At 72.7% G+C, this 21,172-nt stretch carries 19 protein-coding genes and 6 tRNA genes; 13 read left to right on the top strand and 12 right to left on the bottom strand.

Annotation, left to right across the window (positions count from 1 at the left end; all coding sequences use genetic code 11):
• Positions 1 to 13: 13 nt before the first annotated feature.
• Genes IPJ95_16150 through IPJ95_16135 form a run of 4 tightly spaced genes read right to left on the bottom strand, consistent with a single transcriptional unit; the run spans position 14 to position 4,455 of the window.
• Positions 14 to 1,654: a DUF4445 domain-containing protein gene (locus IPJ95_16150; protein MBK7925128.1), complete on the bottom strand. Its 1,641-nt coding sequence runs from the start codon at positions 1,652 to 1,654 to the stop codon at positions 14 to 16.
• An 11-nt stretch (positions 1,655 to 1,665) separates the two neighbouring features.
• Complete coding sequence (locus tag IPJ95_16145; protein ID MBK7925127.1) at positions 1,666 to 2,346, bottom strand: hypothetical protein; 681 nt, start codon at positions 2,344 to 2,346, stop codon at positions 1,666 to 1,668.
• Between the two features lies 1 nt (position 2,347).
• Positions 2,348 to 3,892: a trimethylamine methyltransferase family protein gene (locus IPJ95_16140; protein ID MBK7925126.1), complete on the bottom strand. Its 1,545-nt coding sequence runs from the start codon at positions 3,890 to 3,892 to the stop codon at positions 2,348 to 2,350.
• Entirely contained in the window at positions 3,793 to 4,455 is a 663-nt protein-coding gene (locus tag IPJ95_16135) for a corrinoid protein (protein MBK7925125.1), read from the bottom strand. The genes IPJ95_16140 and IPJ95_16135 overlap by 100 nt, the downstream gene beginning before the upstream one ends.
• Before the next feature lie 157 nt (positions 4,456 to 4,612).
• Here IPJ95_16135 and IPJ95_16130 point away from each other — a divergent pair, with 157 nt between their 5' ends.
• From IPJ95_16130 to IPJ95_16120, 3 genes are all read left to right on the top strand, one after another.
• Positions 4,613 to 5,494 carry a homocysteine S-methyltransferase family protein gene (locus IPJ95_16130; protein MBK7925124.1) on the top strand — a complete coding sequence of 294 codons (882 nt, stop codon included), beginning with the start codon at positions 4,613 to 4,615 and terminating at the stop codon, positions 5,492 to 5,494.
• Between the two features lie 90 nt (positions 5,495 to 5,584).
• Positions 5,585 to 6,601, top strand: a complete 1,017-nt coding sequence (locus IPJ95_16125) for a lyase (protein ID MBK7925123.1) — start codon at positions 5,585 to 5,587, stop codon at positions 6,599 to 6,601.
• Between the two features lie 154 nt (positions 6,602 to 6,755).
• Positions 6,756 to 6,992: a hypothetical protein gene (locus IPJ95_16120; protein ID MBK7925122.1), complete on the top strand. Its 237-nt coding sequence runs from the start codon at positions 6,756 to 6,758 to the stop codon at positions 6,990 to 6,992.
• A 67-nt stretch (positions 6,993 to 7,059) separates the two neighbouring features.
• On the opposite strand, the gene IPJ95_16115 is transcribed toward IPJ95_16120, so the two are convergent.
• Complete coding sequence (locus tag IPJ95_16115; GenBank protein MBK7925121.1) at positions 7,060 to 7,986, bottom strand: LysR family transcriptional regulator; 927 nt, start codon at positions 7,984 to 7,986, stop codon at positions 7,060 to 7,062.
• 117 nt (positions 7,987 to 8,103) lie between these two features.
• Between IPJ95_16115 and IPJ95_16110 the strand changes: the two genes are divergently transcribed.
• The 9 genes from IPJ95_16110 (at position 8,104) to IPJ95_16070 (ending at position 17,686) form a co-directional block, all read left to right on the top strand.
• Complete coding sequence (locus IPJ95_16110) at positions 8,104 to 9,594, top strand: form I ribulose bisphosphate carboxylase large subunit (GenBank protein MBK7925120.1); 1,491 nt, start codon at positions 8,104 to 8,106, stop codon at positions 9,592 to 9,594.
• An 18-nt stretch (positions 9,595 to 9,612) separates the two neighbouring features.
• Positions 9,613 to 10,056 (top strand): ribulose bisphosphate carboxylase small subunit, encoded by a 444-nt coding sequence (locus IPJ95_16105; protein ID MBK7925119.1) that lies wholly within the window; start codon positions 9,613 to 9,615, stop codon positions 10,054 to 10,056.
• Between the two features lie 18 nt (positions 10,057 to 10,074).
• Positions 10,075 to 11,025, top strand: a complete 951-nt coding sequence (cbbX, locus tag IPJ95_16100) for a CbbX protein (protein ID MBK7925118.1) — start codon at positions 10,075 to 10,077, stop codon at positions 11,023 to 11,025.
• 25 nt (positions 11,026 to 11,050) lie between these two features.
• Positions 11,051 to 12,145, top strand: a complete 1,095-nt coding sequence (locus IPJ95_16095) for a class 1 fructose-bisphosphatase (GenBank protein ID MBK7925117.1) — start codon at positions 11,051 to 11,053, stop codon at positions 12,143 to 12,145.
• Between the two features lie 28 nt (positions 12,146 to 12,173).
• The gene (locus tag IPJ95_16090; protein ID MBK7925116.1) at positions 12,174 to 13,058 is read left to right on the top strand and encodes a phosphoribulokinase; all 885 of its coding nucleotides are present in this window, start codon (positions 12,174 to 12,176) and stop codon (positions 13,056 to 13,058) included.
• The gene (tkt, locus tag IPJ95_16085) at positions 13,058 to 15,109 is read left to right on the top strand and encodes a transketolase (GenBank protein MBK7925115.1); all 2,052 of its coding nucleotides are present in this window, start codon (positions 13,058 to 13,060) and stop codon (positions 15,107 to 15,109) included. The genes IPJ95_16090 and tkt overlap by 1 nt, the downstream gene beginning before the upstream one ends.
• Before the next feature lie 8 nt (positions 15,110 to 15,117).
• The gene (locus IPJ95_16080; protein MBK7925114.1) at positions 15,118 to 15,807 is read left to right on the top strand and encodes an HAD-IA family hydrolase; all 690 of its coding nucleotides are present in this window, start codon (positions 15,118 to 15,120) and stop codon (positions 15,805 to 15,807) included.
• Positions 15,804 to 16,577, top strand: a complete 774-nt coding sequence (locus tag IPJ95_16075) for an HAD-IA family hydrolase (GenBank protein ID MBK7925113.1) — start codon at positions 15,804 to 15,806, stop codon at positions 16,575 to 16,577. Before IPJ95_16080 ends, IPJ95_16075 begins: the two co-directional genes overlap by 4 nt.
• A gap of 71 nt (positions 16,578 to 16,648) precedes the next feature.
• A complete protein-coding gene (locus IPJ95_16070; GenBank protein ID MBK7925112.1) occupies positions 16,649 to 17,686 on the top strand; it encodes a fructose-bisphosphate aldolase class II in 1,038 nt (345 codons plus the stop codon).
• A gap of 55 nt (positions 17,687 to 17,741) precedes the next feature.
• Here IPJ95_16070 and IPJ95_16065 read toward each other — a convergent pair.
• Positions 17,742 to 17,815, bottom strand: a tRNA-Arg gene (locus tag IPJ95_16065).
• Positions 17,816 to 17,848: 33 nt separating this feature from the next.
• On the bottom strand, positions 17,849 to 19,297 hold the full coding sequence (locus IPJ95_16060) for an alkaline phosphatase family protein (protein ID MBK7925111.1): 1,449 nt from the start codon (positions 19,295 to 19,297) through the stop codon (positions 17,849 to 17,851).
• Positions 19,298 to 19,432: 135 nt separating this feature from the next.
• Here IPJ95_16060 and IPJ95_16055 point away from each other — a divergent pair, with 135 nt between their 5' ends.
• Positions 19,433 to 20,533, top strand: a complete 1,101-nt coding sequence (locus IPJ95_16055; GenBank protein MBK7925110.1) for a hypothetical protein — start codon at positions 19,433 to 19,435, stop codon at positions 20,531 to 20,533.
• Between the two features lie 53 nt (positions 20,534 to 20,586).
• Here IPJ95_16055 and IPJ95_16050 read toward each other — a convergent pair.
• The 5 genes from IPJ95_16050 to IPJ95_16030 all read right to left on the bottom strand — a co-directional run bounded on the left by IPJ95_16050 (position 20,587) and on the right by IPJ95_16030 (position 21,104).
• Positions 20,587 to 20,661 (bottom strand) — tRNA-Pro (locus tag IPJ95_16050).
• A 48-nt stretch (positions 20,662 to 20,709) separates the two neighbouring features.
• Positions 20,710 to 20,783: transfer RNA gene (locus IPJ95_16045), tRNA-Arg, on the bottom strand.
• 2 nt (positions 20,784 to 20,785) lie between these two features.
• Positions 20,786 to 20,859 (bottom strand) — tRNA-Val (locus IPJ95_16040).
• A 51-nt stretch (positions 20,860 to 20,910) separates the two neighbouring features.
• Positions 20,911 to 20,984 (bottom strand) — tRNA-Met (locus IPJ95_16035).
• Positions 20,985 to 21,031: 47 nt separating this feature from the next.
• Positions 21,032 to 21,104, bottom strand: a tRNA-Gly gene (locus IPJ95_16030).
• Positions 21,105 to 21,172 lie beyond the last annotated feature (68 nt).

Raw genomic sequence — 21,172 nt, 5'->3', positions numbered from 1 at the left:
CCCGGTGCCCGGATCAGCGCACCGCGCCGCCCACCCCGCCGGGGTGGCGGTGCGGAATCCACAGCGCGCCCAGGTAGCGATCGCGGAAGGAGGGCTCCCCGCTCAGTTCCACGTGCTCCGCCCGCCCCGCCAGCGCCTCCCCCCGACGCCGCCGCGCCGGGGAGACCAGCAGTTGCCGCGCGCCCAGGCCGGCGGCGTTGCCTACCTGCCGGATCCGGCCCCTGGGCACCGGGGGGAACATGCCGATGCGCAGCGCGCTCCGCAGGTCGAGGTAGCTGCCGAAGGCGCCCGCCACCAGCACTTCGTCCAGGTCCTCCGGTCCGAGGCCGGCCCGGTCGAGCAGCACGTCGATGCCGCTCCGGATCGCGGCCTTGGCCATCTGGATCTCGTGCAGGTCGCGCCGCACCACCGTGAGGTCCCGGCCCGTGCCGGTCTCCCGCGCCCCGGCCAGGACGATCTCCGGCCCCTTGGCCCCGGACCGCAGCGCCGGGTGGCTGCCCTGGAGGGTGCCGCGCTCGTTGAGCAGCCCCGCCTGCCGCAGCTCCGCCATCAGGTCGAGGATGCCCGAGCCGCAGATGCCGATCGGCGGCGCATCGTCGATGGTGCGCACCTGCACCGTGTTGCCGCGGATCCGGACCGCCTCCACCGCGCCCGGCGCGGCCCGCATGCCGGTGGAGAGGTGGGCCCCCTCGAAGGCCGGCCCCGAGGGCGAGGAGCAGGTGCGGAGGCGGCCGCCATGCAGCAGCGTCATCTCGGTGTTGGTCCCGATGTCCACGGCCAGCACGGTGCCGGCGCGGCGGTCGAGCCCGGTGCCGAGCAGCATGGCCACGTGATCGCTGCCGACGAATCCCGCCACCACCGGCGGCAGGTACACCCGCGCCCCGGGCTCGAGGTCGAAGCCCAGGTCCCGGGCCGCGAAGTCGAGCGGGCCCGTCATCGCCGGCAGGTACGGGGCCAGCCCCAGCTGGCGCACCGGGAGGTCGGCCAGCAGGTGGTGCATCGCGGTGTTCCCGACCACCACCACCTCCCGCACCGCCGCCCGGCGCACCCCGGCCGCGTCGCAGACCTCGCGCGCCAGCACCACCAGCGCATCGCGGATCTGGCGGGTGAGCTGGGCCGCGCCGTCCGGCTGCTGTCCGGCGTACGCCACCCGGCTGATGACGTCCTCGCCGTACGCGATCTGGGGATTGGGGGCCGCGCGACTGGCGATCGTCTCCCCGGTGGCCAGGTCCACCAGGTACATCGCCACCTTGGTGGTCCCGAGGTCGACGGCGAGGCCCAGGCCGCCGGGTCCCGCCTCGAGCGGGTCCACGGTCACCGCGCCGTGCGCCTCGAGCTGCAGCCGCTGGGTGGTGCAGAGGGAGTCGGCCGGGAGGTGCACCCGCGCGTCGGAGAGGGCGTAGGCCTGGCACGCCAACCGGAGCCCGGTGGCGCGCTCCGTGGCGTCGAGCTCCATCAACTCCACCGCCGTGGCGGGCGTGAGCTCCCCGCTGATCCACTGCACCCGGCAGCTGCCGCAGGTGCCGGCGCCGCCGCAGGTCGCCTGCAGGGCCACCCCGGCGGCACGCGCCGCGTCGAGCAGGGTGGCGGTCGGTTCCGTGTCCACCCGGCGGCCCAGCGGCTGGAAGTCGACGGTGCGGAGGGGCAGGGCCATGGCCGGTCGCCTCAGCCGGCCGGGCGTTGCTTGCAGCGCCCGCCCTGGTCGCAGGTGGCGCACGGTTCCCCGCCGGGCGAGAGGCCGCGCCCGAGCCCGAGCAGGAAGGTGAGCGACTTGGCCGGGGTCAGCATCCCGCTCTCCAGCACCGTGAGGCCGGCGGGGGGCGTCTCGAGCAGCGCCAGCAGCTCCCGCTGTCCCGGGTGCACCGGCCACCCCGGCATCCCGGGCCCGAACGGCGTGCCCGCCACCAGTCCGCGGGCCGCCCCCTCGACGCGCAGCTCCTCCCGCGTCTCCGCGGCGAGGGCCTGCACCAGCGCGGCCCCCGCGGCGTCGAGCGCCAGCGCCAGGCCGGGGGCCGTTTCCGCGTACGCCCGGACCCGTGCCTCGAGCGCCGGCCCGAGGGTGAGCGCCGCCGCCACCAGCTCCTCCGCGCCGGCCAGCGCCGCCGCCACCGCCGGCTGCCGGAGCCGGTGCCCCCCCTCGAGCAGCACCACGTCGGCGTGGCAGGCGGCGACCCGATGGCGGGTCACCGCGATCCCGGGCTCGGCCAGCGGCCGGGCCAGCGCGAGCGCCTGCTCCGCCAGGGCCACCAGCCGTCCCGCCCGCGCGCCCAGCCGGGCGGGGTCGGCACCCTGGGCCCGCAGCACCTCGGCGGCGTTCACCGCGGGCAGGGTTGGAAGGGTGCGCACCTCAGGTGCCCGGCAGCGTCGTGAGGCCCACCCGCGCGGCCTCGGCGCGCATCAGGGTGAGCATCGCCGCCTCGCGCTCGGGCGCGAGCGCCGGCCGCCGGTACTCCGCCACCAGCTGGTCGGCCCGCGCGCGGGCCCGCGCAAAGGCGTCCAGCGCCCCCGCGTCCTGCCAGCCGCGCAGCGACGCCCGGTCGATCACCGGCGAGGGGAGGTACTGCTCCTCGCGGAAGAGGTTCCGGGTCTCCTTGAGCTTGAGGAACTCCCCGCTACGCCCGGTCCGCGCGAACATCGCCAGTGCCAGCGACTCCCCCCGCGCCTCGATGCCCCGCCCGAAGCGCTGCGCGAACGCGATCGCCTCGGCGTCGAGCACCAGCTTCTCCGCGCTGTGGCAGGCCAGGAAGTCGAGCATCCCCGCGCCGGAGATCATGCTGATTCCCGCGAGCACGCCGGTGAGCGCCGCCATGCCCGTCTCGAGCCCCGCCTGGGCATCGACCACCTTCGCGTCGCTGCCGCAGAGGTAGCCGTGCGTGGGCAGCCCGAACGACCGGCCCACCTGGCTGCAGGCGGCGTTGAGCATGGCCGTCTCGATGGCGCCCATCGGCGCGTTGCCCGTCCGCATGTCGAAGATCGCCGGCGCGCCCCCCCACACCACCGGCGCTCCCGGGGCCGCGTGCTGATGGATGGCCAGGCCGGCGAGGCACTCGGCGGTGTGCTGCACCACCGCGCCGGCCAGCGTGACCGGGGCGGTGGCCCCGGCCAGCGGGACCGACACGATCTCCGCCGGCACCCCCGCGCGCGCCAGCAGGATCAGGCTTTCGCCGGCGTAGTCCGACCAGAGCAGCGGCGGCACCGGGCAGACGTCGAACACCGCGCGGGGCCGGGCCCGCAGCGCCGCCGCGCCGCCGCACTCCGCCTCGAGCAGCGCGAGCATCGCGCGGGTGGTCCCCGCGGAGAAGGCCCCGGTGACCACCGGCTTGCCCGAGTACCACAGCACCAGGAAGAGCCGGTAGAGGTCGGCGATCTCCTGCGGGATCTCGTCGCACACCATCGCCGTGGACTGGGCCGCGTACGCCGGCAGCCCCTCGGCCACCTGCACCAGCCGCACCAGGTCGGCGGCCATCGCGGGGCGCTGGGCCCGCGTGTCCGGGTCGAGCACGTTGACGCAGGAGGAGCCCGGGTCGAAGTGCGACCGCTCCCCGCCATACTCCACCGCCGGCGCGCCGGCCCGGTCGTACAGGTGGAACCGCGGCGGCGCCGTGGCCAGGGCGGCGCGGAGCATCGGCTCGGGGAACCGCGCGATGCCGTCGGCCACCGTGGCGCCATGGTCGGCCAGCAGCGCCTGCGCGGCCGGGGCCTGCACCCGTGCCCCCGTCTCCCCGAGGAGGGTGATGGCCTCGCCGGTGATCCGGGCGAGCAGGGCCTCGTCGAGCAGCGTGACGTGCGGCCTCATGCGGCGGGCGCCTCCCGTCCGAGCAGCGCCTTCACCAGCGTCACCGCGCGCATCGCGTCCTCGCCGTAGCCGTCGGCCCCGATCTCGGTGGCCCATCCCTGGCTCACCGGCGCCCCGCCGACGATCACCTTCACCTGCTGGCGGAGCCCCTCGCGCTCCAGCGCCTCGATCACCAGCCGCTGGCCCGGCATGGTGGTGGTCAGCAGCGCCGACATCCCCACCACGTGGGGCTTGAGCTCACGCACCGCGCCCACGAACCGTTCCACCGGCACGTCCACGCCGAGGTCGTGCACCTGGAAGCCGCTGGCGCTGAGCATGGTCTGCACCAGCGTCTTGCCGATCTCGTGGATGTCGCCGCGCACCGTGCCGAGCACCACGGTGCCGAGGCTCTCCCGCTGGGCGCCGCGCCGGGCCAGCTCGGGCTCGAGCACCGCCACGGCCGCCTTCATCGCCTCGCCGCCCAGCACCAGGTCGGGCAGGAACATCTCGCCCAGGCCGAACTGCTCCCCGACGTGCGTCACGCCCGGCACGAAGCCGCGGTTGATCGCCTCGAGCGGGTCGATGCCGAGCGCCAGCGCCCGCTGCGCGAGCACGCGCACCTCGTCCGGATCACCATCGATGACCGACTGCCGCATCGCCGCGAACAGCTCCTCGTGCATGAACCCCTCTGGGTGAATGGTCGGGACGGCGCAATATTCTGGGGCCACCAAGGGGTCCGCAATCACCGACGCGCAGGTCCCGTTTCCGGTCGCGCGCCGGGGGGCGGTTCCGCTCCACGACGCGCGACTCGCCCCAGAGAGAAAGGACGCGCTCCGCATGACCCGATGGGATGAGCTGCTCGCCACGCCCGGTGCCATCCTTGCCGACGGCGCCATGGGCAGCGCGCTCATGGCGCAGGGACTCGAGCTGGGCGCCGCGCCGGAGCTGTGGAACGTGATCCACCCGGAGCGGGTCGGCGCGGTGCATGCCGGGTACGCCGCCGCCGGCTCGCGGATCATCCTGACCAACAGCTTCGGGGCGAGCCGGTTCCGCCTGGAGCGGCACGGCCTGGCGGACCGCCTCGACGAGCTCAATCGCGCGGCCGTCGCGGTGGCGCGCGCCGCGGCGCCGGGGGCGCTGATCGCCGGGGACATCGGGCCGAGCGGGCTGATGCTCGCGCCGCTGGGGCCACTCTCGGTGGCGGAGGCCCGCGAGGGCTTCGCGGCCCAGGCCCGGGCGCTGGTGGCGGGGGGCGCGGACCTGATCTGGATCGAGACCATGGCCGACCTGGCCGAGGTGGCCGCCGCGGTGACCGGGGTGCAGGACGTCGCGCCCGGCCTGCCGGTGATCGCCACCATGACCTTCGACACCAAGGGCCGCACCATGATGGGGGTCCGCCCGGAGCAGGCGGTGAAGGAGCTGACCCGGCTCGGCGTGTCGGCCCTGGGCGCCAACTGTGGCAACGGGCCCGACGAGATGCTCGAGGTGATCGGGCGCATGGTGGCGGTGGCCCCGTCGGTCCCGGTGGTGGCCAAGGCCAACGCCGGGATGCCGCGGCTGGTGGAGGGCCGCGCCGTCTACGATGCCGGACCCGAGGTGATGGCGCGCTACGCCCTCGCCGCCCGCGACCGCGGCGCGCGCATCATCGGCGCCTGCTGCGGCAGCACCCCGGCGCACCTGGCCGCCATGGGAGCGGCGCTCGGCGCGGGCCCCGCGTAGCGAAACCCCGCGCGCGCCGCGGGGGTACAATGGTGGACCCGTGCCGTCCCGTGGCACGGCATCCGATCCCCTTCACCGGAGCCCGCCGCCATGCGCCATCCCTCAGTGGCCGTGATCCCCCTGCTGGCCGCCCTCGCCGCGCCCGCCGCCGCCCAGCAGGCCACCGTGACCGAGTGGACCGTTCCCTGGTCCGATACCCGTCCGCGCGACCCGACCGTGGCCGCCGATGGCCGGGTCTGGTTCGTGGGCCAGGTGGGGAACTACGTTGGCGTCCTGGACCCGGGCACCGGCACGTTCCGCCGCTTCGAGCTCGAGGCGGGAACCCTGCCGCACAACGTGGTGATCGGGCCCGACGGCGCCCCCTGGTTCACCGGCAATCGCAACGGCACCATCGGCCGTCTCGATCCCGCCTCCGGGCTGGTGCGGACCTGGCCCATGCCCGCGGCCGACCTGAGCGACCCGCACACCCTGGCCTTCGCCCCCGATGGCAGCCTCTGGTTCACCCTGCAGGCGTCCAACGCCGTGGCCCACCTCGACCCCCGGAGCGGCGCGATCCGCGTGGTGCGCATGCCGCTCCCGGGCTCCCGGCCCTACGGGATCGGCCTCGACTCGAAGGGGCGCCCCTGGTTCGTGGAGTTCGGTGGCAACCGCATCGGCACCATCGACCCGGTCAGCTACGCGCTGCGCGAGTTCACCATTCCCGATCCCGCCGCCCGACCGCGCCGGATCGTCATCGCCGCGAACGACCAGGTCTATGCCGGCGACTACAACCGGGGCAAGCTGGTGCGGCTGGACCCCGCCACCGGGAGCTTCTCCGAGTGGCCGAACCCCGCCGGCGCCCGCTCCGCCCCCTACGCCATGGCCGGGGACGACCAGGGCATGGTCTGGCAGGTCGAGACCGGGGTGCAGCCCAACCGGCTGGTGAGCTTCGATCCGCGGACCGGCCGGTTCGGGACGCCGGTTCCCATCGCCGGGAGTGGCGGGGTGGTGGTGCGGCACATGGTGTTCGACCGGAAATCGCGGAGCCTCTGGTTCGGGACTGATGCCGGGACCATCGGGCGGGCCACGCTCGGGCCTGGCACGCCGGCCACGGGGGCGACCCCGTAGCCGGCTGGCCCCCACGCCGCGTGATCGCACACCCCGAGGCGGCGTCCCCGCCGCTCGAGCCGCCCGCGAAAGCCCCTCGGACCCCTTCACGCCATCCCCACCCCCGCTTCAGTCCCCGGTCCCTACATATAGGAAGGGCCCACAGGAGGGTGCGATGACACGGCTGACCAGGAAGCTCGCCGCGAAGGGACGGGAGGCGGCGCGGAAGGCGTACCAGAAGGTGGAAACCCGGGTGCTGGTGGCGGAGGGCCGGAAGGCGGTGAAGGCCAAGGTGCGGGCCACCGGCAAGGTAGGCGCCAGGGCCGCGAAGACCGGCGCGCTGGTGGGCGCCCTCGCCGCCGCGGCGGTGGTGGTGCGCGAGGTGCGGAAGCGCCGGGCGCTCGACGCGTGACCGCCCGGGGACCTGGGTAACGCCCCGCCGCGCCCTGCGCGACGGGGCGTGGTGCGTCCGGCGGGCGCTACGCCGCCGTGGGGGCCTCGCCCGCGAGCAGGTGCGCCTCGCCGTGGGCCAGGATGAACTGGCGGAACCGGTCCGCCGCGGGCGAGAGGAGCTTGGACTGCAGGCTCACCACGTTCCAGGTGCGCATCACGGGCGTGGCCTCGAGGTCGAGCACCCCCAGCAGGCCGCTCCGCAGCTCCAGGTCGAGGGTGTGGCGGGAGAGGAACGAGAGGCCCATCCCGGCCATCACCGCCTGCTTGATGGTCTCGTTGCTCGAGGTGTCCATGGTGATGCGCGGCATGAAGCTCTGCTCGGCGAAGTACTGCTCCATCGCCGCCCGGGTCCCCGAGCCCGGCTCCCGCACGATGAACGGGTAGTCCGCGAGGTCGGTCACCTGCAGCCGGCCGATCGCGAGGAGCGGGTGGCCCGCCGGCGCCACGAACACCAGCGGGTGCTGGGCGAACACCTCCGCCCGCGTGGCCAGGGTGCGGGGCGGGCGGCCCATCACCGTCAGGTCGGCCTCGCCGGCCATCATCAGGTTCACCAGCGCCTCGCGGTTGCCGGCCACCCGGAGGCGCAGCTCCACCCCGGGCGCCGTCAGCCGGAAGCGGGCGAGCAGCCGGGGCACGAAGTACTTCGCCGTGCTCACGATCCCGATGGTCAGCAACCCCTCCTCCAGCCGGCGGAACCGCGCCATGGCGTCCTCGGCCTCCTTGAGCGAGGCCATCAGCTTGCGCGCATGCTCCAGGAACCACTTGCCGCCGGCGGAGAGGCTGAGCTTCCGCCCCTCCCGGTCGAACAGGGGCAGCCCGACCTGGGCTTCGAGGTCGCGGATCACCATGGAGATGGCGGGCGGGGTGACGTGGAGGGTGGCGGCCGCCCGGGCCATGCTGCCTTGATGGGCGACGGCGATGAAGACACGAAGCTGTCGGAAGGAGACTTCCATGGATAAGCCAAGGCTTATGTGAGCCAAAGGAAATTGTGACTTTCGCTTATTCGATAGTGATCCTAAGTTGGCATATCCGCAGTGTCAATCGTGCACGACAGACCTCCAGGAGCTGCCATGGCCGGCCATGTGGATCCCGCGACCCCCGCCGACGCGAATGATCTCGCCCGGGACAAGAAGAAGCGGTATGCCGCCGGGGTCCTGAAGTACCGGCAGATGGGGTACTGGGATCCGGACTACCAGCCCCGCGAGACCGACGTCATCTGCCTGTTCCGGATCACCCCGCAGGAGGGCGTCGACCCGATCGAGGCGGCGGCGGCGGTGGCGGGCGAGTCGAGCACGGCCACCTGGACGGTGGTCTGGACCGACCGGCTGACCGCCTGCGACAGCTACCGGGCCAAGGCCTACCGGGTGGACCCGGTGCCGAACACCCCGGGCCAGTACTTCGCGTGGGTGGCGTACGACCTGATCCTGTTCGAGGAGGGGTCGATCGCCAACATGACGGCGAGCCTGATCGGCAACGTCTTCTCGTTCAAGCCGCTCAAGGCCGCGCGGCTGGAGGACATCCGGATCCCGGTGGCCTACGTGAAGACCTTCAAGGGCCCGCCGACGGGCCTCGTGGTGGAGCGGGAGCGGCTGGACAAGTTCGGCCGGCCGCTCCTCGGCGCCACCACCAAGCCCAAGCTCGGCCTCTCGGGCCGCAACTACGGCCGGGTGGTGTACGAGGGGCTCAAGGGCGGCCTCGACTTCATGAAGGACGACGAGAACATCAACAGCCAGCCGTTCATGCACTGGCGCGACCGGTTCCTGTACGTGATGGACGCGGTGAACAAGGCCAGCGCGGCCACCGGCGAGGTGAAGGGGTCCTACCTCAACATCACCGCCGCGACCATGGAAGACATGTACGAGCGGGCCGAGCTCGCCAAGCAGCTCGGCTCCGTGGTGGTCATGGTCGACCTGGTCATCGGCTGGACCGCGATCCAGTCGATGGCCAACTGGTGCCGCAAGAACGACATGCTCATGCACATGCACCGCGCCGGCCACGGGACCTACACCCGCCAGAAGAACCACGGGGTGAGCTTCCGGGTGATCGCCAAGTGGCTGCGGCTCGCGGGCTGCGACCACCTGCACACCGGCACCGCCGTCGGCAAGCTCGAGGGCGACCCGATGACGGTCCAGGGCTACTACAACATCTGCCGGGATGCCTACACCAGGCAGGACCTCCCGCGCGGCCTCTTCTTCGACCAGGACTGGGCCGACCTCAAGAAGGTCATGCCGGTGGCCTCCGGCGGCATCCACGCCGGCCAGATGCACCAGCTGCTCGACCTCTTCGGCGATGACGTCATCCTGCAGTTCGGCGGCGGGACCATCGGCCACCCGTCGGGGATCCAGGCCGGCGCGGTGGCCAACCGGGTGGCGCTGGAGGTGATGGTGAAGGCGCGCAACGAGGGCCGCGACATCCTGCGGGAGGGGCCCGACATCCTGGTCGAGGCGGCACGGCACTGCACCCCGCTCAAGCAGGCGCTCGACACCTGGGGCGAGATCACCTTCAACTACACGTCGACCGACACCAGCGACTTCGCCACCACGCCCACCGCGTCGGCGTGAGCCGAGGAGATCCCGACCATGATGACCAATCCGACCGGCCGCCTGACGCAGGGGCAGTTCAGCTTCCTGCCGGACCTGACCGACGCCGAGATCACCCTGCAGGTCGAGTACGGGCTGCGGAAGCAGTACGCCTGGAGCGTCGAGTACACCGACGACCCGCATCCCCGGAACACCTACTGGGAGATGTTCGGGAACCCGATGTTCGACCTCAAGGACGCGGCGGGGGTGCTGCTGGAGCTCAACGCCTGCCGCAAGACGTTCCCGAACCACTACATCCGCCTGATGGCGTTCGACTCCACCCGCGGGGTCGAGTCGATCGCGATGAGCTTCCTGGTCAACCGGCCCCGGCACGAGCCCGGCTTCCAGCTGGAGCGGAACGAGGTCGACGGCCGCTCGCTGCGCTACACCACGCGGGGCTACGCCGCCGACGCGCCCGAGGGCGAGCGGTACCGTGACGGCTGAGGCCGGCCGGGGCGCGGCGTGAGCCAGCCGCGCTACGTCATTCCCGGCGCCACGCCCGCCGCGCCGCCCCCCCCGCCCCCGGCGGCGGAGGGGCTGCCGGCGGCGCGCACCGTGGCGGAGGTGCTGGCGCAGAGCCAGGTCGAGTCGGTGTTCACCGAGCTCGACCGCGACCTGATCGGCCTGCAGCCGATCAAGCAGCGGCTGCGCGACATCGCGGCGCTGCTGGTCATCGACAAGCTGCGGCTCAACTTCGGGCTGGCCGCCGAGACGCCGTCGCTGCACATGAGCTTCACCGGCAACCCGGGCACCGGGAAGACCACGGTCGCGATGCGCATGGCCGAGATCCTCCACCGCCTGGGGTACGTCCGGAAGGGCCACCTGGTGGCGGTGACCCGGGAGGACCTGGTGGGGCAGTACATCGGCCACACCGCGCCCAAGACCAACGAGGTGCTCAAGAAGGCGATGGGCGGCGTGCTCTTCATCGACGAGGCCTACTACCTCTACCGCCCCGAGAACGAGCGCGACTACGGCCAGGAGGCGATCGAGATCCTGCTCCAGGTCATGGAGAACAACCGGGCCGACCTGGTGGTGATCCTGGCCGGCTACAAGGACCGGATGGACACCTTCTTCCGCTCCAACCCCGGGATGAGCTCGCGGATCGCGCACCACCTCGACTTCCCGGACTACAGCCACGACGAGCTGCTGCAGATCGGCGACCGGATGCTCGAGGGGATGAGCTACCGCTTCGGCCCGGGCGGCCGGGAGACGTTCGCCGAGTACCTCACGCTGCGCCTGGCCCAGCCGCACTTCGCCAACGCGCGCAGCGTGCGCAACGCGCTCGACCGGATGCGCCTGCGCCAGGCCAGCCGGCTGTTCGCCCAGCCGGAGCGCGAGCTGTCGCGCGACGACCTGACGACCCTGGAACCCTCGGACATCCGCGCCAGCCGGCTGTTCGGCGGCGCCCGCTGACCCCGCCCGACCCCCGAGACCCGCCATGCCCCTGTCGCGCCGCTGGACGCTCACGCGGTACCTGATCGAGGAGCGCCGCCGCTTTCCCGAGGCGAGCGGCGACCTCAACGCCCTGATCCTCGACGTCTCGCTCGCCTGCAAGGCGATCGCCCGGATCGTGGCCTTCGAGGACCTGGCCGAGGCGCTCTGCCCGGGCGTGCCGGCCACCGCGGGGGGGATCAACGTGCAGGGGGAGGAGCAGAAGAAGCTCGACGTGGTGAGCAACGAGCTCTTCACCCGCATGAACGAGTGGAACGGCCACCTCGCCGGCATGGCCTCCGAGGAGATGGACGTGCCGTGGCAGATCCCGGCGCAGTACCCCCGGGGCAAGTACCTGCTGGTGTTCGACCCGCTCGACGGCTCGAGCAACCTCGACGTGAACGTCTCGGTGGGGAGCATCTTCTCGATCCTGCGGGCGCCGGCCGAGGTCTGCGAGACCGGGCGGGACGTGACCGAGGCCGACTTCCTGCAGCCCGGGGCCACCCAGGTGGCGGCGGGCTACGCCATCTACGGCCCCACCACGATGCTGGTGCTGACGGTGGGCAACGGGGTGGTGGGCTTCACCCTGAACCCGAACCTGGGCGAGTTCGTGCTCACCCACCCGCAGATCACGGTGCCCGCGGACACCCATGAGTTCGCGATCAACAGCTCCAACAGCCGCTTCTGGGAGCCGCCGGTCAAGCGCTACGTCGACGAGTGCCTCGCGGGGAAGACCGGGCCCCGGGGCAAGGACTTCAACATGCGCTGGATCGCGTCGATGGTGGCCGAGGCGCACCGCATCCTGATGCGCGGGGGGGTGTTCATGTACCCCCGGGACACCAAGGACCCCGCCAAGCCGGGCCGGCTGCGGCTCCTGTACGAGGCCAACCCGATGGGCTTCATCATCGAGCAGGCGGGCGGGCGGGCCAGCACCGGCCGGCAGCCGGTGCTCGATGTCGCGCCCAGCGCGCTGCACCAGCGCATCGGGCTGGTCTTCGGCTCCCGCCACGAGGTGGAGCGGATCGAGCGCTACCACCAGGAGCCGGCGTCCCGGGACACCGGGGCCCCGCTGTTCGGCGAACGCAGTCTCTTCCGCGACTAGGCCACCACCGACTCCACGGGACCAGGGCATGTCCGAACGGCACCCCATCGTCGCCATCACCGGCTCTTCCGGCGCGGGCACCACCTCGGTGACGCGCACCTTCGAGAACATCTTCCGGCGCGAGTGCCTCAAGGCCGCGATCGTCGAGGGCGACAGCTTCCACCGCTACGACCGGGCCGAGATGCGGCTGCGGCAGGCGGAGGCCGAGAAGGGCGGGAACAAGCACTTCAGCCACTTCGGGCCGTCCAACAACCTCTTCCCGGAGCTGGAGGCGCTGTTCCGCGCCTACGCCGAGACCGGGCGGGGCCGCAGCCGGAAGTACCTGCATGACCCCGTGGAGGCCGCCCCGTACCGGCAGGAGCCCGGGACCTTCACCCCCTGGGAGGACATGGGCGAGGGCACCGACCTGCTGTTCTACGAGGGGCTGCACGGCGCGGTGGTCACCGAGGAGGTGAACATCGCCCGCTACCCGGACCTGCTGATCGGCGTGGTGCCGGTGATCAACCTGGAGTGGATCCAGAAGCTGTGGCGCGACAAGCACGTCCGTGGCTACTCCGCCGAGGCCGTCACCGACACCATCCTGCGCCGGATGCCGGACTACGTGCACTACATCTGCCCCCAGTTCGCGCACACCCACGTGAACTTCCAGCGGGTGCCGATGGTGGACACCTCCAACCCGTTCATCGCCCGCGACATCCCGGCCGCGAGCGAGAGCATGGTGGTGATCCGCTTCGCCAACCCCAAGGGCATCGACTTTCCCTACCTCCTCTCCATGGTGGACGACTCGTTCATGTCGCGCGCCAACACGATCGTGGTGCCGGGGGGCAAGATGGAGCTGGCCATGCAGCTGATCTTCACCCCGTTCATCTGGCGGATGATGGAACGGCGCAAGCGCGCGATCGGGGCCCTCTGATGAGCAGCGCCTCCGCCGACCGCGTGGTGCGGCCCGACCACGGGCACCGCGACGTGATGGCCAACGCCCTCCGGGCGCTGGCGATGGACGCCGTGCAGCAGGCCAACTCCGGCCACCCTGGCGCCCCGATGGGCATGGCCGAGATGGCGGTGGCGCTGTGGCACGGCCACCTGCGCCACAACCCCGCCAACCCCGCCTGGCCGGACCGCGACCGCTTCGTGCTCTCCAACGGGCACGCCTCGATGCTGCTCTACGCGCTGCTGCACCTCACCGGCTACGACCTGCCGCTGGAGGAGCTCAAGCGCTTCCGCCAGCTGCACAGCCGGACCCCCGGCCATCCCGAGCGCGGGCTCACCCCCGGCGTGGAGACCACCACCGGCCCGCTGGGGCAGGGGATCAGCAACGCCGTGGGGATGGCGCTGGCCGAGAAGCTGCTGGCCGACGAGTTCAACCGCCCGGGCCACGCCATCGTGGACCACCACACCTACACCTTCCTGGGCGACGGCTGCCTGATGGAAGGGATCAGCCACGAGGCCTGCGCGCTCGCGGGAGCCTGGAAGCTCGGCAAGCTGATCGCGCTCTACGACGACAACGGCATCTCCATCGACGGCGCGGTGGCGGGGTGGTTCGTGGACGACACCGCGGCGCGGTTCCGGGCCTACGGCTGGAACGTGCTCGGGCCGGTGGACGGCCACGACACGGCCGCCGTCGGCCGGGCCATCGGGGAGGCGCGGCAGTCGGCCGACCGGCCGACGCTGATCGTGTGCCAGACCACCATCGGCAAGGGCTCCCCGGGCCGCGCCGGGAGCGCCAAGGCGCACGGCGAGCCGCTCGGGGCCGACGAGGTGCGCGCCACCCGGGCGGCGCTCGCGTGGCCCGAGCCCGCCTTCGAGATCCCGGCCGCGATCGCCGGGCAGTGGAATGCCCGGGCCGCCGGGGCCACCCGCGAGGCGGCGTGGCGCGGGCGGTTCGAGGCCTATCGCGCCGCGCATCCCGCGCTGGCCGCGGAGTTCGCGCGCCGCATGGCGGGCGAGCTCCCCGCCGACTTCGCCGAGACCCGGCGGGCCACGCTGGCGCTGGGCGACGCCCCCGAGGCCATCGCCTCCCGCAAGGCCTCGCAGAAGGCGCTCGCGGTCCTCGGCCCGCGGGTGCCGGAGCTGATCGGTGGCAGCGCCGACCTCACCGGCTCCAACCTCACCGACTTCCCCGGCTGCGGCGCGGTGCGCGGCGGCGAGCCCGGGGGCCGGCACATCAACTACGGCGTCCGCGAGTTCGGGATGGCCGCGATCATGAACGGGATGGCGCTCCACGGCGGCTTCATTCCCTACGGCGGCACCTTCCTCACCTTCAGCGACTACAGCCGCAACGCGCTCCGGATGGCCGCGCTGATGAAGCTCCGGGTGATCCACGTCTTCACCCACGATTCCATCGGCCTCGGCGAGGATGGCCCCACCCACCAGGCCGTGGAGCACGCGGCGAGCCTCCGCCTGATCCCGAACCTCGAGGTGTGGCGGCCCTGTGACGCGGCGGAGACCGCCGTGGCGTGGACCGAGGCGCTGGCCGCGGCCGAGCGGCCGGCGGCGCTGCTGCTCTCCCGCCAGAACCTGCCCGCCCAGGCCCGCACGCCGGCGCAGGTCGAGGAGATCCGCCGCGGCGGCTATGTCCTCAGCGACCGGCCCGCGCCGGTGGCGGCAATCCTGGCCACCGGGTCCGAGGTGGGCCTGGCCATGGCCGCGCAGCAGCTCCTCGACGCGCGCGGGGTGCCGGTGCGCGTGGTGTCGATCCCCTCGACCACCGCGTTCGACCGGCAGGAGCCGGCGTGGCGCGAGCGCGTCCTCGGCCCCGGACTCCCGCGGGTCGGGATCGAGGCCGGCGTCAGCCGCTGGTGGGCGCAGTACGGCTGCGGGGCGGCCCTCGGCGTGGACACGTTCGGGGAATCGGCGCCCGGGCCCGCCGTGTACGCGCACTTCGGCCTCACCGCCGAGCGGCTGGCCGAGACGGTGGAGCGCTGCGCGGCCGGGGCGGCGTCGCCGGCCGGGCCGCGGCGGTAACGCCCGCGGTGCGGTATGACCTCGTCAGCTTCGACCTCGATGGGACCCTGGTCGATACCGCCGCGGAGATCGCGGAGGCGGCGTGCCGCGCGCTCGAGGAGCACGGCATCGCCCGCCGGCCGGTGCCGGAGATCGTCGGGTTCATCGGGCACGGCACCCGCGAGCTGATCCTCCGGCTGCTGGGCCGGGTCTTCGAGGAGCAGCCGGGGCTGGCTGCTTCGGTGCCGGTGGATCGGGTGCAGCAGAGCATGGATCACCACTACGCGCTGACGACCGGCACGACCGCAGCGCCGTACCCGGGCGCCGTCGCCGCGCTGCGACGGCTCGGGGCCGCCGGCGTGAAGGTCGCCTGCGTCACCAACAAGGAGGCCCGGCATGCGCACCGCGTGCTCGAGGTCACGGGCCTGGCCGGGTTCTTCGCGCTGACGATCGGCGGGGACACGCTGCCGCACAAGAAACCGGATGCGCGCGTGCTCCGGTACGTGGTCCAGGTGCTGGGCGGCGAGCTGTCCCGCTCGGCGCACGTGGGGGATTCCGCCATCGACGTCCAGGCCGCCCGGAACGCCGGGGTGGCGGCGTGGGCGGTGCCCTACGGATACAACGGCGGCTCCCCGATCACCGCCGCCGACCCGGACCGGGTCTTTCCCGGGCTGCTGGACGTGGCCGACTTCGCCCTCGGGGTGACGCCCCGCGCGTGACGGGACCCGCCGCGCTGCTCTGGGACGTGGATGGCACGCTGGCCGAGACCGAACGGGATGGCCACCGGGTGGCCTTCAACGGCGCGTTCGAGGCCCTCGGGGTGCCCTGGCGCTGGGACGCGGAACGGTACGGCGCGCTGCTCGCGGTCGCCGGCGGGCGCGAGCGCCTGCTGCACGACATGGCCGCGCGGGACGACGCGCCCGCTACGCCCGACGAGCGCCTGGCCCTGGCCCGGGAGCTCCACGCGCGGAAGAACGCGATCTACGCCGAGCTGGTGGGCGGCGGGCGCGTACCGCTGCGGGCCGGCGTGCGGGAGCTGCTGGAGGAGTGCCGCACGCAGGGCCTCGGTCTGGGCATCGCCACGACCACCAGCCGCGCCAACGTGGCGGCGCTGCTCGAGGGCCACCTGGGGGCGGCGTGGCCGGCATGGTTCGGCGTGATCGTCTGCGGCGAGGATGTGGCGCGGAAGAAGCCCGACCCCGCCGTGTACCAGGCGGCGCTGCACGGCCTCGGCCTGGTGGCGGCACGGGCGCTGGCCATCGAGGACTCGCCGGCGGGCGTCGCGGCGGCCCGCGCGGCCGGCGTGCCGGTGATCGTGACCCGGAGCGTGTACTTCGCCACCGGCGAGCTGCCGGGGGCTCTGGCCGTGGGCGACGGGCTGGACCAACCGGCGACCTGGCACCCGTCCCCGGCCGCTGCCGCCACCGGCCGGGTATCCCTGGACGACCTGCGCCGGTGGCACGCCACCGGGGAGCACGCCCCCGACTGATCCCCGCATGCCGCCGGCCCCGCCGGCGGCCCGAGCGATACGCCCGTCACCTACCCTGGAGAGGATCCGGCATGGCCTTCGTGTCCCTGCGTCAGCTGCTCGACCACGCCGCCGAGCATGGCTACGGCGTCCCCGCGTTCAACGTCAACAACCTGGAGCAGATCCAGGCGATCATGGAGGCGGCCCAGGCCACCCAGTCGCCGGTGATCCTGCAGGCCTCGGCGGGCGCGCGGAAGTACGCCGGCGAGCCCTACCTGCGCCACATGGTGCTGGCGGCGGTCGAGTCGCACCCCGACATCCCGGTGGTGCTGCACCAGGACCACGGCACCTCGCCCGCGGTCTGCCAGCAGTCCATCCGCTCCGGCTTCACCAGCGTGATGATGGACGGGTCGCTGCTCGCCGACGCCAAGACGCCATCCTCGTACGAGTACAACGTCGGGGTGACCCGGAAGGTGGCGGAGTTCGCCCACGCCGTGGGCGTGTCGGTGGAGGGTGAGCTGGGCTGCCTCGGCTCGCTCGAGACCGGCGAGGCGGAGGCGGAGGATGGCGTCGGGGCCGAGGGGAAGCTGAGCCACGACATGCTGCTCACCGACCCGGCGCAGGCGAAGGACTTCGTGGCGCAGACCGGGGTGGATGCGTTGGCCATCGCCATCGGGACCAGCCATGGCGCGTACAAGTTCACCCGCAAGCCGACCGGCGACATCCTGGCGATGGACCGGATCGCGGAAATCCACGCGGCGCTCCCCACCACGCACCTCGTGATGCACGGCTCCTCCAGCGTGCCGCAGGAGTGGCTGGCGATCATCCGCAAGTACGGCGGGGAGATCAAGGAGACCTACGGGGTGCCGGTGGAGGAGATCCAGCGCGGCATCAAGACCGGGGTGCGGAAGGTGAACATCGACACCGATATCCGCCTGGCGATGACGGGCGCGATGCGGCAGGTCTTCGCCGAGCACAAGAGCGAGTTCGACCCGCGCAAGGCGCTGATCGAGGCGCGGAAGGCGGCGAAGGGCATCTGCGTGGCGCGGTTCGAGGCGTTCGGGTGCAACGGGCAGGCGGCCCGCATCACGCCGGTGCCGCTGGAGGAGATGGCCCGGCGCTACCAGTAGGGGCCCCCGGCAACACGAAGCCCCGCCGTCAGCGGTGACGGCGGGGCCTGGTGCATGCGCCCGAGACGATTCGAACGTCCGACCTCTTGCTCCGGAGGCAAGCGCTCTATCCAGCTGAGCTACGGGCGCGTTGGGGGAGGGAAAATCGCCTCCCCACCGCGTTTACGCAACCGCCGGGACTGCTCCCGGGCTCCAGACCCGCTGCCCGTCGATTCCCCCGGGGACCGGCACCTCCAGCCACTCGAGCATCGCCGGAAAGACGTCCACGGTGCGGAGCGCGTCCGAGGGCACCGGCACGCTGGCCCAGACCGGCACCTGCATGTGGGCCCGGATCAGGCTGCCGTGCCCCGCCTTGTGTTCCGGCACCTCGAACCGTTCGCGGAAGTCGTAGCCCTCGCGCGCGATGACCAGCAGGTCGGCGGTGCGGGGGGCGCGGAACTGGTCGAGCAGCTGCACCACGCCATCGGGGTAGGGTCCGTCCCAGGTGGCGGCGAGCCACTCCGCCGCCGTCAGGGAGCGGTCATCCCTGACGCCCAGCGGGTCGCCGGTGAGGCGCCGGTACGCGATCCGCTCGCCCGCGGATTCCAGCAGCGCCTCGCCGCCCCCGTCACCCGCCGCCACCCGCACCACGCCGGGCCGCTCTTCCGCCGCCACGCACGCCACGGCGGGTTCGGCCAGCAGGGCGGCGATGACATCCTGCGTGACGCCGAAGCTGGCGCTCTCGCGCAGGCGCGCCAGGGGCCAGCGCTCCCGTCGCGGCACGCCGGGCCGCGCATAGACCATCGCCGAGCCGTTGCCGGCCACCATCACGGCCGCGGCGGGGTCCCGCTCCCAGATCACCGGGTGCGACAGGGTCCGCACGCCCTGGCCGCGGAACCAGGTGGCGAGGTCCAGGTGGGTATGCACGACCGAGGCGCCGTGGTCGCTGACCATCACGATCAGGGTGTCGTCGAGTTCGCCGCGCGCGCGCAGGCGGGCCACCACGCGGGCCACCGTCGCGTCCACCAGGCGCAGCGCCCGCAGCACCTTGGGACCGTCAGGGGTGCTCTGGTGGGTATAGCCATCCACCGCGGGGAACTGGGCAAAGATGAAGCGCCAGCCTGCGTCCACCCCGCGGAGCAGGTGCCGGGTCACGGCATCGTCGGAGGGCTGGTGCCACTCGGCATAGTGGGCCAGCGCGCCCCAGAACTGGCGCTCGCCGCTGGCGGGATTGCGCGCGGGCGTGAGGCCCTGGGCCACCGGGGTGAAGATGCCGAGGCTTTCCGGGACCAGCTCGAAGATGGTGCGGATGCCGGGGGTTACGTCGCCGTCGAGCCGCCCCGCCTGGTAGCCGCAGTAGCTGCGGACCAGGTCGCGTTCCGCCCACCACCGGCCGGTGTAGCGCTCGCGGTCCAGCCACCGGATGGAGGGGATGTTGCAGCGGCCCGGCGTGCAGCCGGTCAGGAAGGGGAGGTAGGCCACGCTGGTGGTGGAAGGGAAGACTGTGATGCCGCGGGTCCGTCCCTGCGCCCCCGTCAGGGCGGCGAGCGCGGGCAGTTCGCCGCGGGCCAGCGCGGCTTCGGCGACGTCGGGGCGGAGGCCATCCACCAGCAGCAGGAGGCAGCGCTTCATGGCCGCCAACCGTAGCCGATCGCGCGGGCCCGGGCAAGCGGGCGTCGCGTCTCGAGCCGGCCCGGCGGCAGCGTCCGGGGATCGCGTTAGTATTCGCGGACGGAGTTCGCCTCATTCCTCCATCGTGAGAACCTCATGACACGCCAGCCGGTGTGGTTCCTCGCCGCGCTGGGGCTGCTGCTCGTCACGCCGCCCCAGGCCCTCACCGCCCAGGACGAGGTGCTGGAGGCGGCGTTCAGCGTGGCCGTCGATTCCGCCCATCACGACGTGGTGCTGACGATCGGGCCGTTCGTGCTGCCGTCGATGGCGCCGGGGGGCGCGGGCGGCCATGCGCACGCCGGGCACGACGAGGCCCAGATGCCGCAGTTCAACTACAAGTTCGCGTGGCCGGTCGGGGGCACCGGCCGGGGGTTCCGGATGGAACTGCGCGACGCCGAGGGGAAGAAGGTGTCGCAGCGGGTGCTGCACCACCTGCAGATCATCAACCAGGACCGGCGCCAGTTGCTGCTGCCGATGCAGGAAAAGATGATGGCGGTGGGGCGCGAGACGCCGAACATCATGCTCCCCAACACCATCGGGCTGCCGCTGGCGGCCGGGACCCGGCTTCGCCTCAACATCATGTGGCACAACGAGACGCCACGCGACATCGAGGCGGTCTGGATGACGCTCCGGATCCGCTACTCCCCGGAGAACCTGGTGCCGCGGCCCACCCTGGTGCTGCCGCTTTCGCTCGACGTGGCCGACATGAAGGGGCGGCCCAACACCTTCACCATCCCGCCGGGGGATCACCAGATCACCCGTGAGTTCCGGCTGCCCGTGTCGGTGCGGCTGATCGGGGCCACCGGGCACCTGCACGACTGGGGACAGGAGCTGCGGCTGGAGGACGCCGAGACCGGTCGGGTGCTCACCCGGGTGCGGACCGACCTCGATGCCGCGGGCCGGATCCGGGCGATGCCGGTGAAGCTGTACGGCATCGTGGGCGATGGCCTCCGGCTGCGGGCCAATCACCGCTACCGGATCGTGGCGCAGTACCACAACCCGACCGGCCAGCCGCTCCCCGGGGCGATGGGGCACTTCAACGGCCTGGTCTCGGTCAGCGACCGGGACCTGGCGCGCTGGCCCCGGCTGGGGGCACCGGACATCGCGTACCTTGATGAGGGGGCCTGGCGGGCGGAGTACCGCCTGGAGCCGCCGGCCCCGGTCGCTCCCGCCGACCCGCAGCCCTCCGCGCCGTAGCGCCGGGGCCGGGCAAAGGCCCCGCCGACTGGGCGGGGCCTTGTGCATTTCCATCGGGGCGCCGGGATTTGAACCCGGGACCTCCTGCTCCCGAAGCAGGCGCGCTAACCGGGCTGCGCTACGCCCCGCTTCCTCCAGCCTGCAGAGGAGCGCCACGGACCATCCTGGCGCTTACACGGGCCCTGAGGGACTCGAACCCCCAACCTTTTGATCCGTAGTCAAATGCTCTATCCAATTGAGCTAAGGGCCCGATGGGCGGTACAAGACTCGAACTTGTGACCTCCACGATGTCAACGTGGCGCTCTAACCAACTGAGCTAACCGCCCGAAACGCGGAGGGGCGAGGCGGAGCCTCGCCCCTACAACGCTGACTGCGAATAGCGGGGGTGGGATTTGAACCCACGACCTCCGGGTTATGAGCCCGGCGAGCTACCAGACTGCTCCACCCCGCGACGGATTCCTGCGTGTGCGAGCCAAGGCATGCCTCGGCAGTGTACAGAGCGGGAAACGGGACTCGAACCCGCGACCCCAACCTTGGCAAGGTTGTGCTCTACCAACTGAGCTATTCCCGCAGAGCGCCGGAGTTTATCGACCGGATCGCTTCTACGCAACCACCCTGGTCATGCTTCCCGCTCCGGCC

This window comes from Gemmatimonadota bacterium, from assembly GCA_016713785.1.
In the GTDB taxonomy this organism is placed as follows: Bacteria; Gemmatimonadota; Gemmatimonadetes; order Gemmatimonadales; family GWC2-71-9; genus JADJOM01.
This window is presented reverse-complemented; position numbering and strand designations above follow the sequence as displayed.

Excerpts from the sequence above, each read along its gene's own strand:
- IPJ95_16105 (MBK7925119.1), top strand. The coding sequence starts at position 9,613 with ATGATGACCAATCCGACCGGCCGCCTGACGCAGGGGCAGTTCAGCTTC.
- IPJ95_16110 (MBK7925120.1), top strand. The coding sequence starts at position 8,104 with ATGGCCGGCCATGTGGATCCCGCGACCCCCGCCGACGCGAATGATCTC.
- tkt (MBK7925115.1), top strand. The coding sequence starts at position 13,058 with ATGAGCAGCGCCTCCGCCGACCGCGTGGTGCGGCCCGACCACGGGCAC.
- IPJ95_16130 (MBK7925124.1), top strand. The coding sequence starts at position 4,613 with ATGACCCGATGGGATGAGCTGCTCGCCACGCCCGGTGCCATCCTTGCC.
- IPJ95_16115 (MBK7925121.1), bottom strand. The coding sequence starts at position 7,986 with ATGGAAGTCTCCTTCCGACAGCTTCGTGTCTTCATCGCCGTCGCCCAT.
- IPJ95_16135 (MBK7925125.1), bottom strand. The coding sequence starts at position 4,455 with ATGCACGAGGAGCTGTTCGCGGCGATGCGGCAGTCGGTCATCGATGGT.
- IPJ95_16090 (MBK7925116.1), top strand. The coding sequence starts at position 12,174 with ATGTCCGAACGGCACCCCATCGTCGCCATCACCGGCTCTTCCGGCGCG.
- IPJ95_16060 (MBK7925111.1), bottom strand. The coding sequence starts at position 19,297 with ATGAAGCGCTGCCTCCTGCTGCTGGTGGATGGCCTCCGCCCCGACGTC.
- IPJ95_16070 (MBK7925112.1), top strand. The coding sequence starts at position 16,649 with ATGGCCTTCGTGTCCCTGCGTCAGCTGCTCGACCACGCCGCCGAGCAT.
- IPJ95_16140 (MBK7925126.1), bottom strand. The coding sequence starts at position 3,892 with ATGGGCCACCGAGATCGGGGCCGACGGCTACGGCGAGGACGCGATGCG.
- IPJ95_16120 (MBK7925122.1), top strand. The coding sequence starts at position 6,756 with ATGACACGGCTGACCAGGAAGCTCGCCGCGAAGGGACGGGAGGCGGCG.
- IPJ95_16125 (MBK7925123.1), top strand. The coding sequence starts at position 5,585 with ATGCGCCATCCCTCAGTGGCCGTGATCCCCCTGCTGGCCGCCCTCGCC.
- IPJ95_16055 (MBK7925110.1), top strand. The coding sequence starts at position 19,433 with ATGACACGCCAGCCGGTGTGGTTCCTCGCCGCGCTGGGGCTGCTGCTC.
- IPJ95_16095 (MBK7925117.1), top strand. The coding sequence starts at position 11,051 with ATGCCCCTGTCGCGCCGCTGGACGCTCACGCGGTACCTGATCGAGGAG.
- IPJ95_16150 (MBK7925128.1), bottom strand. The coding sequence starts at position 1,654 with ATGGCCCTGCCCCTCCGCACCGTCGACTTCCAGCCGCTGGGCCGCCGG.